Raw genomic sequence first — 14,554 nt, 5'->3', positions numbered from 1 at the left:
TAGCTGATATCGCAGTTGGTTTGAATTTCATAAATTAGTCAATAGCTTTACATCATGAGCAAAACTAAAATTACAACCCAGCCCTTTAGTGATTTTATCCCCGCTTTAAAAATAACCGACCAGTTTACCGTGTATGAACGTAAGGAATTTGCGCGCAAAACGGTACCGTATAACCGCAGGGATTTTTATAAAATATCGCTCACGCTAAGTACCGGCACGTTGTACTATGCAGACAAAGCGGTTAGCATAGACAGACCTGCCTTAATATTTTCTAACCCGAGGGTGCCTTATGCCTGGGAAGGGATTTGTGAATCGCAGGAAGGCTTCTTTTGTTTATTTAGCGAAGATTTTTTAAAAGGGAATAACCGCGATTTAAACCTGCAGGATACGCCGCTGTTTAAAATTGGTAGCGACCCGGTTTTCTTTGTCGACGCTGCACAGCTTATTTATATCAGCGGGATATTTCAAAACATGCTCCGGGAGTTCGAATCAGACTATATGTATAAATTAGACCTGTTACGCAACCACCTGAATTTGTTACTGCACGAGGCCCTTAAAATGCAGCCATCGGTTAATTATTTTAAGCCGCAAAATGCATTGGTGCGCGTCGCCTCTCTTTTTTTGGAATTATTGGAGCGGCAATTCCCTGTTGATACTCCCCAGTACCAGTTAAAATTGCGTACCGCGAATGATTACGCGCTGCATTTATCCGTACACGTTAATTACCTGAACCGCGCCGTAAAAGAAGTAACGGGCAAAACAACAACAGAGCATTTAACAGAGCGGATGGTGATGGAAGCCAAAGCGCTGTTGCTGCATACCGACTGGAACATTAATGATATTGCTTACAGCCTGGGTTACGAGTACCCTACTTATTTCAATAATTTTTTCAAAAAGCAAACCGGGGTAACCCCAAGTTCATTAAGGCAGCCAAATTTGGTTTGAATTTCTTAGTTTTCGGTTTGATAACCTTTAACACTCACCCTTAATAAGTGGCGACCTTTGTATGATCAAAACAAAAAATAATGGATCAAATTAAAGGAAAAGTAATTGTAATTACCGGTGCAAGCAGCGGCATAGGGCATGCAACCGCCCTGTTGCTTGCCCAAAAAGGCGCCATTGTTGTACTTGGCGCACGCAGCCTTGATAAACTTGAGCAACTGGCCAGCCAAATAAAAGCCGAAGGAGGCCAGGCCATGTATGCAGCCATCGATGTAACCCAACGGCAACACCTGGAAAAACTTGTAGCACTGGCACTTGCCACCTACGGCAAGCTGGATGTGCTTATAAACAATGCAGGCATAGCGCCCATCTCCCTGTTGGATGAACTACAGGTTGAGGATTGGGATATGATGATAGACGTTAATATTAAAGGCGTGTTATACGGCATAGCGGCGGCGCTGCCTGTTTTTCGCAAACAGGGCTTTGGCCATATTATTAATACAGCCTCTACAGCCGCACTAAAAGTTACGCCTGCGGCGGCTGTTTACTCCGGAACAAAATTTGCCGTGCGCGCCATCTCGGAGGGATTACGACAGGAAGCCGGCCCCAATTTGCGGGTTACCATAATTACACCGGGCATCATAAAAACCAACCTTGTTGACTCGATAGCCAGCCCCGGCATCAAAGCGCAAATAGCCGAAGCGATGGATAACATCGCCATATCGCCGGATGCCATTGCGCGGGCTATGGCCTATGCCATAGAGCAACCTGCCGATGTTGATGTAAGCGAGATTGTGGTGCGCCCCACGGCGCAGGTTTAAGATGTTTATAGCAGCTGCTTACATTTTAGAGCATATTATGAAAAGGGTGGTTTTGTAAACCACCCTTTTTTATTACCTTCCATTGTGAAAACTTTATCTAAGCTAAAGCCCCACCTTTATATTACAGCTAGATTACTGATAGTAAATAATAGCTTTTGCTACGCAAGCCGAATCGGAGATTGAAAAATAATTGCCTGGGTAGCTTTGATGGATTTCTGTCACGACTTCCGCCCAAATAAATCAAACTATTACCTATCTTCTGTGTTGAAAAGCCGAAGGTTAAGCAATGAAATTTAAACACATCCACTTTATTATCAACCCGGCATCAGGTAAGGAAGAGCCTATACTCACCTACATTAACCAGGTTTTTGACGGCAGTGCCATCAAATGGGACGTATCTGTTACCCAGCGCCACAAAAACCCCGGTGATATTGCAAAAAAACTTATCGGCAAAACTGATTTGATTGCGGTGTATGGCGGCGATGGATCTGTTACAGATACGGCCGGCGCTTTACACGGAACGGATACACCAATGGCCGTTATTCCTGGCGGCACGGCCAACGTTATGGCAAAACAGCTGCAAATTCCGTTGGATAGCATTTCTGCTCTTGAACTCATAAAAAGCCACCACAAATTAAAAGCCGTTGATATGGGCCTGGTAAACGGCCATCCTTTTTTATTAAGGGTTAACCTGGGTATCATGGCCGATATGATTTTACAGGCAGACCGCGGGCTGAAGGATACCATTGGCCAGCTGGCCTACGGTTATACTGCTATTAAAACCATGGTAAACGCCACCCCGGTAAAATACAAGCTGAAGATAGACGGCAAGGAGATAGACGAAACGGCCGTTTCGCTCACGATAACCAATTCGGGCAATATTGGCATTGCCGGCTTAGATATGCTGCCCGGCATCAGCATAACAGATGGTTTGCTGGACGTAATACTGATGGGCGATAACGATTTAACCTCGGTATTAAAAATTGCGGGCAACACCTTACTGCAAAACCAAACCGAGGCCTTAAAGCATTGGCGGTGCAAAAATATAGTTATACAAATGGATGCCGAACAGGCTTTTATCCGTGATGATTGCGAACAAAAGGCGAAAAAGTTAACCATTAAAGTTGTACCGGCAGCTATCAATATATTAGTGCCGCGTTAAAAACAACAAAACAATATGCTTGCAAAAATTAAAAGTATTTTAAAAGTGGTTTATTTATCGGCCCAAATGGCTTATGATAATGCTTACCGCATAATAACCGGCCTTCCTCAACTTAAGCGCTGCCAGATAACCGCCAACCTGTACTTAGGCAGCCAATATAATTTGGTGGGTTTGCGCAAACTGAAATCTTTAGGCGTTACAGCAATTATAAATATGCGGATGCATTCCATTTATAGCGGCGCACAATACAAAGGCTTCCATTACCTGCATTTGCCCACGCCCGACAATACCCCACCGCCGCTGGATGTATTAAAGGAAGGGGCCAACTTTGCCGATGCAGCCGTAAAAAGCGGCGGCAAGGTATACATCCATTGCCGCCAGGGCCTTGGCCGCGGCCCAACCATGACTATTGCATATTTGCTTAAAACAGGTTTAACTTTTGACGATGCCCTTGCAATGGTAAAAAAAGTGCGCACATTTATTAACCCGCGCAAAAGCCAGGTTGAAGTATTGAAACAACTGGAACAATTTTACCAGGAGCACCCGGCAGAACAAAGCATTATTTAGATATCACAGCCCCGGGGAGACCGTCGAGGTACGAAGCAATCTCCCACTATGCTTCATGTTTGTGAGTTTCGAAATTACCTTGTAGAAGCTACCGCATCGGCCCGCTCATGGCCGCGGGAGGCCTAGTCCTTTTTGTCTTGAAACAAAAAGTACCAAAAAATTCAAGTCAGCAGAAATGCTTCTTTGCCGCACGGGCCTTTGCCCTGCAAAACGGCCAAAACCTGGGCTGGGATTATTTTGCCCCAGTGCATTTAGCCCCACTCTGCAAAAACTCCCTATGCCCTGCCTTCGTACAACCCCGCATCGTTTTGTCCGTTTTCGCCCGAAGCTGTTCTGCTGACAATTTGGGGAAGACGAAAGCTTTTACAAAAAAGCAGCATTGACAGTCAATAACTTTAAAATAAACAATTGACAATCAGATATCTATAAACACACTCTCAGAACTCAAGACTCCCGACTCAAAACTATCTTTACTTATCGGCATTAATAACTATTTTCTTTTCTTTTAACCCTGCCGAAGTAGCGGTTAAGATGATTGGCCCTGTATGGCTTCCGTCTGATTGAACTATAACCTGGGCCAGGCCGTTAAACAGCTTTCTTTTCCAGGCAGTGGCGGGTGCTTTAAACTGAATTACACCGGGGTCCTGGTTTGGGTTATCCCAGGGGTGTAGTTTTTTGATGGGCAAGGCAACAATAACTATGCTATTTTTTCCCGGCTTTAAAAAGGCTTTGCTGATGTTAAACACATCCTGGTCTTTATGAAAATCGACATTGGCAGCCAGCAAGTGACCATTAAAATATACCGATTGCTTACGGCCGATACTTTTATAAAAAAAGATGAGCGGCTGTCGCGTTAAATCATCGGTTAAATTAATACTGCCGCGATAAACCCAGGCTTTTATGTTGGTATCGCTAATATTGGTAAACGCCTTTTTCCAGCCGCTATCATCAAAGGTTTCGGCTGTCTCGCTTTTGCGGATGGTATCGGGAACCGGCAACTCTTTCAAGGCTTCGATAGGCATATTTACTATCGTTTCCAGGTACATATCAGGCTCAAGCGAGGTTGGGTTGCCGTTGCCTACCCCTATAATTCTGCCGGGCCCTTCAATTTTAAAACTTACTTCATTATTGGCATCGGGTACCGCTAATCCTTTTTTATCAAGCAGGCTAACCTTAATTACAGCTACATCCTGCGCATCGGCTTTCAGGGTATTTTTATGGGCTTCAAGGGCGATGGCTTGCGGGCTGCCGGTCGTTTGTACGGTTTCGGTTAATACCTGTTTGCCGCCGGTATAGCCGATGGCCTTTAGCGTTCCGGAGCTGTACGGAACCGTCCATTCCAGGTGCCCGTTTTTGGCCATGGCTTTTTTGCCCTGGGTTTTGCCGTTTAAAAACAGTTCCACTTCATCGCAGTTGCTGTAGGCCCAAACGTTTATGGATTGGCCCTCTTTACCTTTCCAGTTCCAGTGCGGCAGCAGGTGCAGCGTCGGCTTGTTGCCCCACCAGGCCTGCAGGTACCAGGCATCATCCTTAGCAAAGCCGCACTGATCGAGCATCCCAAAGTACGACCCTATTGATGGCCATCCATAAGGTGTAGGTTCGCCCCGGTAATCAAATCCCGTCCAGATAAACATACCTGCTAAAAATGGCCGTTTGGCATAGTATTGCCAGCCCTCTTCAATGCTATAAGCATTGGGCCTTGGCTTGGCATCGTAAGCAGATTTATAATGGAGCGAATCGTTGGTGAAGTAAACCCCACGGGTAGCAAAGGTCGATCCTTCCTCGGTACCCCAGCCCTTTTGCTGCGGAAATTTCTGGTGTTGTGCGTCGGGGTTTTCCTGAGCTATGTAGTTAAAGCCTATTAAGTCCATCACACCTGATAAGCCCTGCCCCCAGCCGCCACTAAACGCCGCGGTAACAGCACGGGTGGTATCCAGGCTTTTTACAAAGGCCTGCATGGTGGTCGCAATTCGTGCGCCTGTCTCCGAGTTTTCTATTCCCCACTCCTCGTTACCTACCGACCAACTGATCACGCTTGGATGGTTGCGATCGCGGTCAATCATTTTTTTCAGGCTACCCAGGTGGTATTCATCAATGCCCATCAAGCGATTTTCGTCAATCACCAGCATGCCCAAACTATCGCAGGCATCCAGCAATTGGGGCGTAGGCGGGTTATGCGAACAGCGATAAGCATTACTACCCATCTCCTTTAAACGGGCAATTCTATAGTACTGCAGTTCGTCGGGTATAGCTGTACCCACTCCCGCATGCTCCTGGTGGTTATTGGTGCCTTTTATTTCCAGCCGTTTACCGTTCAGGTAAAAGCCGGTGTTGGCATCAAAACGCAGGGTACGTATGCCAAAGCGCGTTACATATTCATCAACAGGCACATTATTTATCAAAATGGTGGTAACCAAACGGTGCAGGTACGGCGTATCAACCGACCATAATTTAGGGTGCGCTATTTCCAGTTGGCTGCTATACTCTCCCGTTTTAAAAGGTTGCAAGGTATGGCCGTCAGTTTGTTTGGTAGCCAGCAAACGGCCTTGGCGATCATATACTTTTTGTACAATGGCAAAATTATCGGCCCCGGTATCGTAATTACTTACATCGGTTTTAACTGTTAACTGTGCCTTACCAATCCCAACAGTGCTGCTCACAAATGTGCCGTTGGCAGCAATATGCAGCGGCGATGTTTTATTGAGCCATACATGCCTGTAAATACCCGCACCTTCATAAAACCAGCCTTCTTCCATGGTGGCATCTACCCTTACAGCGATGGTATTATCGCCGCCGTAGTTTAAAAGCTGTGTAATGTCATATTCAAAACCATTATAGCCGCTTAGCTCGGTACCCAGGTAATGCCCGTTTACCCAAACGGTAGAGTTGCGAAAAACGCCATCAAATGCAATGGTGATATGGCGGCCAAAATCCTGCTTTGGTATGGTAAACTTTTTACGATACCAGCCTACGCTGCTTTCCGGGAAATTGCGGCCCAGGGCTTTAAAACCGTGACTAAAACTGGCCCTTTCGCTAAAACCAAGTTCGGCAGCCCAATCGTGCGGCAAATCAAGCTTGCGCCAGGGCCTGTCGTCAAAATCAGCGGCGGCGGCGCCATCGCCGTAGCCTGCTTTGGCAAAATAAGAGAAATAGCTGGTGCCGTTGTTAAAATCTTTGGCGGCATCAAAAGGGTGGCCATAAGCAAACCGCCAGCCTGTATCTATACAAATATGCGCCCTCGATTTTTGCCCGGCGCCAGCCGTTTGTGCTGACACAATTAAAGGACAAATAGATAACAACAGCAAAAGGCGCAACGTTTTCATATATATTGGATAAGCACTGATTTTTTGAATTGGGATTTATAATTTGCCCCTAAAAATAAGTGTTAAAAACACAGCTATCTTAAAAAATGTGCCTCGTTGAAACTATCTGAGCACATTTTGGTAAAATAGTATCGAAACAGGGAGAAGCTAAAAGCAAAATGCCTAAGGCTTAAAGCTAACACATTAATTTACTTTGAAGCGCAGTGGGTTAAAGTTGATGAATGCTGTAAACCGGCGGCTTGGCCGTGTTTCGTTTTATGATATCGCGTGCCTCAAGATCCAGTTTTACGGTTTCGCCGTACCAGTGGGCGTTGCCGGCGAAGGTGGCATGCACCTTATCGTGAAGGGCCTGCATGAGCTGGGTATGGGTGAGGCTTTGCTCCTGCAAAATTTGCAGTATGGCCGCTTTGATCACTTCATACTTTTCGGCCGAGATAATTTTGTTTTGTTTTTCCTTATCGGGATGTAAGGTTTGTATCCTGGCTTCTGTCATATGATTTGGTGATGTGATGGCCGTGAGGCTAAAATTTCCTCGGCGACTTAAAGTTAAAAAAAATACAGAATTAACCTTTAGTTCCCCCGCATAAACTATTTGGTTAAAGGTAAACTGAAATGTTGTCAGGTATCCAAAATTGCACAATCGGCTATCAATAAGCACACTGTATTTCATAATCCAACATAAAACTTATATTTGACTACAGCACCGTACTTATAACCTTAAAACCATGAAACAAAAAAATACTTTTTATTTAACAATCGCCTTTGTTATCGGGTTACTTGCCTTTAAAATAGCAGACAGTACCCTATTTGAATTCGCTTATCCTAAAAGAACAGGCACTACGTTTACCCTCGCAAGCAGCCGGTTTAAAAAATTCAAAAAAGAATGGCGCGGTACCGATTACTACTATTACGCCGAGCAGGACGGCTTCATTTGCTCAGTTTTATATTACAAACTTAATGACGATGAAAAACTGCAGCTGGTTGATGCACTAAAAGTGGCCATTGGCGGCCCCGATATCAGCCCGGCATATCCATTCGCTTATTTTTCAAACTACTCCAACCTGAAAACAATGGAACGTAACAATGAAGATTGGGGGAAACCTACGGATGATTTTATGTTCCGGCAAAATAATGTGGTTGTAGATGGCAATAATTTTACCCAAAAACATATGTATGGCTATGCGATGTTAGGTAAAGATTTGTTTGTAAACATACACTTGTCAAAAGTGGCCTGCAGCAGTGCAGACTCGGTAGAGATGAGAGCGATTTTAACATCACTTACAGTAAAGAAATAAACTGCCTTAACGTATAGGAGGCACCTGACGATCTTAACCATCATAGTTAAAATGAAATATTTATTAGTGATATTCCTCGTCTCCGTTTTTGCCAATGTTTGCTTTAGCCAGCAATTGGGTACAAAAGCCGAAAACTCTTTAAAACAAGCCAGGTTTATTGATTTATATAAAATGCAGCGCAATACGCACGATTGCCTCGATTCAAAAGATCCACCAATTATTTACAACAATAAGGTTGATTCTTGTTTTCATAAGGTAAAGGCATTAAGCGTTGCTGAAATAAATACGTTAAGGGAAATTTTGCGGAACAAGCACTCCTATCAAAAAGCGGATTTAGATTGCTTTGGTTCAGATTTTGGCTTAATTATATTTGATGAAAAACATATAATAACAGGTTATGCAACGTTTAGCTTAATCTGCAACAACCTGGATATGAGCGACACTAATAAGATATTGACAGTAACGGATAAAGCAAAAAGAAGATTACGAAAAATATTCCGTTGATTGAATTAGCGGCAGTTAACTCTATTGAAGGACAAAACCGGGTAGCCGCCTTGCTTAACCTCATATAAACAAACGACCCGGTCAATAGCAATCATCAGCCACGGATCAATAGCCTGTACTTAAGGCATTTTCGGCACTTTATTTCATATTCGGTATTAACAGCTGATAATACATTTATCGCTAACAATTAACCCGCACAGCTGCATACTTAGTCCTCTTTAAAAATACGCAGCTACCATTCTTCCTTTCCAGGCTACTTCCCAAAACATTTTTTACCACTACACGGAGTACTCTAATTTAAAGTAGCTTATTTATCAGCATCTAAAAACCGGGGTAATTAAAGCGCCGTATTTCATAATAGAAATGTAAAATTTCGCTATAAATCATATTCAAGATACTTAAAACTAAAAGCCTATCCTCATGAAAAAAAGCACAGTAAAAAAAATTGTCATTTATGGTTTATCAACCTTCTTGTTCCTGCTTTTTGTGCTGGCCATTCACATTTATTTTGTTTACCGGCCGGCGCCCGATGCCTTTACCAAAGTAATGGCCCGCATTGATATTAAGCAGCCGATAACACCCAGGGATGCCAATAACATTGCCGGCTGGATGTACAAGCAAAAAGGAATTGACCATGTAATGGTTAACCCGGAATCGAACACTGTTATTTTTACTTTTTTCCCGGTTAAAACCAACGGCAACCAGGTAGTTGATAACCTTAAAAAAGCCCTTAACCTAAAAGCCGATCGCTACATGCCCGATGCACAAAGTTTAAAAAGCGGCTGCCCGGTAGCCAAATCATCATACACCTATAAAATTTACAAACTAATAACCCAGGTAATCTAATCTTCAAAAAAACATGAAAAAACTACTAAACACATCTACGTTAATCGCGCTTTCTGTTAGTGCAATGTTCGCGCTGCAGGCCTGCAGCAGTAATTCGTCGGTAACACCTGTAAAAGCTACTTTATATGACTCGTTAGGCGGATCGGTAATGGTATCCGACCCGGCAAAACCAGGTACCACCATCGAAAAAGGCCGCTTAGGCATCCGCTCGGTTATTGATAGCACCATATTTGTTATTGCCGGCGATAGCAGGATAAACGGGCATTTTACTGTGTTGCTATCCGAAGTGACCAAAGGCAACCTTTCGGGCTTTACCGAGTTGAGCGGCAACCTAACCACGTTTGTAGCTGTTGCCACAGGCGCAAAAAACTTCACTTACACAGGCGACAACATGGTTGATGCCCACAACCCGGCAAAAAATCCACGTATGAACGGCAAAGCCACCGCTGCCGATTTTGACGCCTTTGTTGACGATGTTGTGAAAGGCGCTAATAAAAATAAACTGCCATCAACCTTAATAGGCTCACTGGGCAAAATTATTGTGAGCTTAAAAGCACAGGTAGTACAACAATAGTTTTTTTTGATCAGAGGGGGGGTGAAGGTCCGCAGCGTAACTTGCGGTCCTTGTTTGTTTAAACAGGCCGTTGTTATCATCAAAAATGAGTTCGCCAACTTTAATGTTCAAAGTATTAGCTTCTATAGGATAAAGTTTAGTTAGCCCTTTTTAATGTAGCTGCCAAATGCTGCCCTTGATACACAAAGTGCAGGGCAATGCTATCGGCATATAGTTTCCCGGTGTGCGGGGCGTTCCCGTTGGGTACGGGTACGTTAAATGAAAAATCGTCGCCGTTTATCATGCCGTCGGTTATAATCACCTCACCGGCCGGGGTTAGTGCGGTACCTGTTAGTTTACCGCTATCTACTTTAAAATTGTAACCAAGCTGAAAGGGCTTGTTCCCCGGCAATGTAACCGGCCCTGCCCATTTGCCTGTAAGGCTGTTTATAGCAGCGAAACAAACGCTAAGTATCAGCACAAATGCTATGGTTATGGAGACTATTTTTTTCATCGGGAGAAATTTTGTTAACCGGTATACAAATTGGGCGGCAATTAGTTTTATTTTTTATTGGGGTTGTTGTCTGAACCCGAATTAAACGAATTTTCAGAATTTCTCGAATTGGCTTTTTAAATTCTGTTAATTTTAAAATTCTGTAAACGGCGCAGCCCTCTTGAACACCTTAAAAAAATCATTTATATGTGAAAAATTCAGGTTCAGACAATTACGTTAGGGACAAAAGTGGATACCGGCCCGCGCGATGGCCATAAGGAGGGCCGTGCCTAACGCCTTGTGCGCGTATGAACGAATGGCCCGGCCGCAGGCAACGCCCCAAACAAGCCAAAAGCTTTTCGCCAAAAAAAAGCTTCGACTTTCCGAAAGAAAACCGAAGCTTCAAATATGTTAATCAAAAGTTCCCCCTTCAGGGGGTTAGGAGGCCGGGCTTACGCTTCAAACTTATACCCTACACCTTTAACAGTTGCAACTACCTCATCACCAAGTTTCTCGCGCAGTTTGCGGATGTGAACATCGATGGTACGGTTGGTTACTACTACCGAGTCTTCCCAGATATTTTTCAGGATTACCTCGCGGGTGTATACTTTGCCGGGTTTTGAGGCCAGCAGGTATAGCAGTTCAAACTCTTTTTTGGCCAAAACCACTTTAACACCTTTTTGGTAAACCAGGTAAGCTTCGCGGTCAATAACCAGGTCGCCAATTTCAAGTTTGTTGTCGGGTGTTTCTTCTGTTGGCGAGTTGCGGCGCAATATGGCGTTTATACGGCTTACCAGGGCACGGGGCTTTATCGGTTTAGCTATATAATCATCGGCACCTACGTTAAAGCCTGCAATTTCTGAATATTCTTCGCTGCGGGCGGTTAAAAATACCATAAAGGTATTTTTAAACTCGGGCATGGTACGCATGATGCGGCAGGCCTCAATGCCATCCATTTTAGGCATCATAATGTCAAGTACAATAAGATCAGGTAGTGATTTCTTGGCTTCGGCTACAGCCTCCTGGCCGTTGCGGGCCAAAAACACCTGGTAGCCTTCTTTTTTAAGGTTGTATTCTATCAACTCTAAAATATCCGGTTCATCATCAACAATAAGAATTTTCTGTTTTGGAGAGCTGCTCATGATGCGTTAATTTTTTTGTATAAAAGTATACACTTTACAACACCTCAAAGTTACCCAAATATTAACAAATTGTTAATGGTTACCTTTTGTTAACGATAAATTGAACCTATTTGAACGTTTTGGTTAAAAAAGCTTCCAAATCGGCCCCGGTAATATTTTTGGCAACGATGTTTCCGGCCGGATCGATGATGAAATTTGACGGGATAGCCTCGATATTGTACAGCCTTTCTGTTGGCCCTTCAAAGCTGTTTAAATCCGATGCGTGAGCCCATTCCAGTTTATCATCATTGATGGCTTTTTGCCAAGCAGCTTTATCCTTATCTAAGGATACACCTAAAATATTAAAGCCTTTTGAATGGAATGCGGCATATTGTTTTACCACGTTAGGGTTTTCCTGGCGGCAGGGCGCGCACCATGATGCCCAAAAATCAATCATTACATATTTGCCTTTATAGTCGGCCAGGCTAACCTGCTTACCATCTATCCCGGTGGTTGTAAAATCGGGTGCTTTATGGCCTATAGATACAGGCTTAATTTTATTCATCTGTTTGACGAAGGATTGCACCGCCGGATTATCTTTAAAATTATCTTTAATATCATCGGCATAGGCCACCAGCTGCGGTTCAAACTTATACACATCCAACGATGTTGCGCCATAAAAGGCCGCCAGCGACGATTTGTTATCGTTAACAAACTTTAAAACAGCAACACCATAATCGGCCACGTTTTTTTGGAAGGTAGGCATATAAACTTTCAGCAATGAATCTGATTGTTTGCCCAGGGCCTGTGATTTCTCTTGGTACTCGGCCACAAGTTTAGAATTTTTCTCGCCGTAAAAATTACTAATCTTGTTAAACTCTTTTATCTTGTCCGAATCATCAGAGCCTTTGATGATATAAGTATGCGTGGCATCTTTACTGTCGGTTTCAAAATCAATATCGTCGCCGTTTTTTGCTATCAGGTCGTATACGTTATTGGCCGCTGCCGATTGATCGCCACCGCCTGCGCTGCCAATACGCAGCTTGTATAAATTGGCATAAGGCGCCACATGTTTAAATTTGAATTTACCATCTTCGCTCAGCGTGGTCGAGTCTACCACTTTAAGCTGGCTGCTATCGGCCTCAATTAAATAAACCAGCTTTATACTGCCTGGGTTTTTAATGGTACCATTAATGGTAAACTGCGAATTATCTTTACATGAATAAACAAATGCAGTTAAAAACAGTACACTGTAAACTGCCAGATTTTTTAATTTCATTACTACTTTACTTCTAATTCCTTGATCAATAACTGGTTTGTTTTCTGCGGATCTATTTTACCTTTTGATAGCTTCATAATCTCGCCCATAAACAAGCCCAACACGCCTTTTTTCCCTTTTTGGTACTCTTTTACCTTATCCGGAAACTTGGCAATGGCGGCCTTAATAAATTGGTTTACATCGTCATTATCCGCACTGATTAACAGGTTAAGCTCCATAGCTAGTTCATCGGCTTTTTTGCCCGGCTCTTTAACCATGGCGGGGAATAACTTGTGCGAAGCTACAGAATTATTTATCACGCCCGCGTCAATTAGTTTGATGAGGCCGGCAAGGTTGGCCGGGGTAACAGCAAAGTTACTGATGGCAACGTCATGATCATTCAGGTATGATTTTACCGTGCCCATGATCCAGTTGGCCGCGGCTTTATAATGGTCGGTAGCTTTTATCAGCTCTTCAAAATAGTGGGCCACGTCCTTATCGGCAGTAATAACCGATGCATCATAGGCCGACAAGCCCAATTCAAGGTATTTGTGGTAAAGCTGGCTGGGTAGTGCCGGCAAACTTTTGCGAATGTTTTCAACGTATTGCTCGGTAAGCGCCAACGGCATTAAATCCGGCTCGGGGAAATAGCGGTAATCGTTGGCCATTTCCTTGCTGCGCAATACCGATGTTTCGCCGGTATCGGCATTAAAATTGAGCGTGTTTTGGTCAATATGGCCGCCCGCTTCAATCACAGCTACCTGGCGGGCAAACTCGTGCTCGATGGCGCGCTGCACGTTACGGATAGAGTTGAGGTTTTTTACCTCGCAACGGTTACCATATTCGGTAGCGCCACGCAGGCGAACAGAGATATTGGCATCGCAGCGCATGCTGCCTTCTTCCATATTGCCATCGCAAATATCCAGGTAACGCAGTATTTTACGGGTTTCGGTCAAAAATTGACCGGCCTCTTCGGCGCTGCGCATATCGGGCTGGGTAACAATTTCCAGCAGGGGCACACCGGCACGGTTAAGGTCGATAAGCGAATCGGCATGGTGCTGGTCGTGCATACTTTTGCCGGCATCCTCTTCCATATGAATATGGTGAATGGCTAAGTTTTTTTCGGTACCATCGGCCAGTTTTACAGGCACGTAACCACCCAGGCATATGGGCGCATGGTCTTGCGTTATCTGGTAGCCTTTGGGCAAATCGGCGTAGAAATAATTTTTACGGGCGAAGCTGTTATTCAAGTTGATGCTGCAATTACAGGCCAGGCCCATTTTAACGGCATACTCTACCGCGCGTTTATTTAAAAAAGGCAAAGTACCGGGGTGTCCCAAAGATATGGCACTTACATGCTGATTAGGCCCGGCACCAAAAGCGGCAGAATCGGCCGAGAAAACCTTACTTAAAGTGGATAGCTGGGCATGTACCTCGAGGCCTACAACCAATTCGTACTTTTCACCTATCCCGTTTGCGAGAACTGTCATAAAAATAAATTCAGCTGTGATGTGCTGATTGTAAGGTCAAATATATAAAAGTTAATACAGTATAGGTAGGTTTTGGGGGTTAATGGTCAGGAAAAATGTAGCGGTGAGTGGTGAATGGTGAGCGGTGAGTGGTTTTGTAAGCCCCTGGTGACCCTTGGGTGGTCTTAAATCTCATATCT

The 14,554-nt window shown here is 44.1% G+C and carries 14 protein-coding genes; 8 read left to right on the top strand and 6 right to left on the bottom strand.

Translation table 11 applies throughout. The features are described from left to right. The first annotated feature begins 54 nt into the window (after positions 1-54). From AC1DV1_RS05375 to AC1DV1_RS05360, 4 genes are all read left to right on the top strand, one after another. Complete coding sequence (locus AC1DV1_RS05375; RefSeq protein WP_477356320.1) at positions 55-945, top strand: helix-turn-helix domain-containing protein; 891 nt, start codon at positions 55-57, stop codon at positions 943-945. A gap of 80 nt (positions 946-1,025) precedes the next feature. Then, a complete protein-coding gene (locus AC1DV1_RS05370) occupies positions 1,026-1,763 on the top strand; it encodes an SDR family oxidoreductase (RefSeq protein WP_477356318.1) in 738 nt (245 codons plus the stop codon). 286 nt (positions 1,764-2,049) lie between these two features. Further along, entirely contained in the window at positions 2,050-2,925 is an 876-nt protein-coding gene (locus AC1DV1_RS05365) for a diacylglycerol/lipid kinase family protein (RefSeq protein WP_477356316.1), read from the top strand. Positions 2,926-2,940: 15 nt separating this feature from the next. After that, the gene (locus tag AC1DV1_RS05360) at positions 2,941-3,492 is read left to right on the top strand and encodes a protein-tyrosine phosphatase family protein (protein WP_477356314.1); all 552 of its coding nucleotides are present in this window, start codon (positions 2,941-2,943) and stop codon (positions 3,490-3,492) included. Positions 3,493-3,962: 470 nt separating this feature from the next. On the opposite strand, the gene galA is transcribed toward AC1DV1_RS05360, so the two are convergent. Beyond that, positions 3,963-6,815 (bottom strand): beta-galactosidase GalA, encoded by a 2,853-nt coding sequence (gene galA, locus AC1DV1_RS05355; RefSeq protein ID WP_477356312.1) that lies wholly within the window; start codon positions 6,813-6,815, stop codon positions 3,963-3,965. 208 nt (positions 6,816-7,023) lie between these two features. Further along, positions 7,024-7,308 carry a DUF6958 family protein gene (locus AC1DV1_RS05350; protein ID WP_477356310.1) on the bottom strand — a complete coding sequence of 95 codons (285 nt, stop codon included), beginning with the start codon at positions 7,306-7,308 and terminating at the stop codon, positions 7,024-7,026. A gap of 232 nt (positions 7,309-7,540) precedes the next feature. On the opposite strand from AC1DV1_RS05350, the gene AC1DV1_RS05345 reads away from it, so the two are divergent. From AC1DV1_RS05345 to AC1DV1_RS05330, 4 genes are all read left to right on the top strand, one after another. Beyond that, a complete protein-coding gene (locus AC1DV1_RS05345) occupies positions 7,541-8,110 on the top strand; it encodes a hypothetical protein (RefSeq protein WP_477356308.1) in 570 nt (189 codons plus the stop codon). A gap of 51 nt (positions 8,111-8,161) precedes the next feature. Further along, positions 8,162-8,614 (top strand): hypothetical protein, encoded by a 453-nt coding sequence (locus tag AC1DV1_RS05340; RefSeq protein WP_477356306.1) that lies wholly within the window; start codon positions 8,162-8,164, stop codon positions 8,612-8,614. 420 nt (positions 8,615-9,034) lie between these two features. After that, positions 9,035-9,460 carry a hypothetical protein gene (locus AC1DV1_RS05335; RefSeq protein WP_477356304.1) on the top strand — a complete coding sequence of 142 codons (426 nt, stop codon included), beginning with the start codon at positions 9,035-9,037 and terminating at the stop codon, positions 9,458-9,460. 13 nt (positions 9,461-9,473) lie between these two features. Next, a complete protein-coding gene (locus AC1DV1_RS05330; RefSeq protein WP_477356302.1) occupies positions 9,474-10,034 on the top strand; it encodes a globin family protein in 561 nt (186 codons plus the stop codon). A 136-nt stretch (positions 10,035-10,170) separates the two neighbouring features. On the opposite strand, the gene AC1DV1_RS05325 is transcribed toward AC1DV1_RS05330, so the two are convergent. The 4 genes from AC1DV1_RS05325 to gatB all read right to left on the bottom strand — a co-directional run bounded on the left by AC1DV1_RS05325 (position 10,171) and on the right by gatB (position 14,375). After that, the gene (locus AC1DV1_RS05325) at positions 10,171-10,527 is read right to left on the bottom strand and encodes a hypothetical protein (protein WP_477356300.1); all 357 of its coding nucleotides are present in this window, start codon (positions 10,525-10,527) and stop codon (positions 10,171-10,173) included. Between the two features lie 431 nt (positions 10,528-10,958). Then, positions 10,959-11,648 (bottom strand): response regulator transcription factor, encoded by a 690-nt coding sequence (locus AC1DV1_RS05320; RefSeq protein WP_147057003.1) that lies wholly within the window; start codon positions 11,646-11,648, stop codon positions 10,959-10,961. A 106-nt stretch (positions 11,649-11,754) separates the two neighbouring features. Next, positions 11,755-12,906, bottom strand: coding sequence for a redoxin domain-containing protein (locus AC1DV1_RS05315; protein ID WP_477356298.1), 1,152 nt, complete (start codon positions 12,904-12,906; stop codon positions 11,755-11,757). A gap of 2 nt (positions 12,907-12,908) precedes the next feature. Beyond that, complete coding sequence (gatB, locus tag AC1DV1_RS05310) at positions 12,909-14,375, bottom strand: Asp-tRNA(Asn)/Glu-tRNA(Gln) amidotransferase subunit GatB (protein WP_477356296.1); 1,467 nt, start codon at positions 14,373-14,375, stop codon at positions 12,909-12,911. Positions 14,376-14,554 lie beyond the last annotated feature (179 nt).

The organism is Mucilaginibacter sp. P4_D1 (genome assembly GCF_056401935.1).
This window is presented reverse-complemented; position numbering and strand designations above follow the sequence as displayed.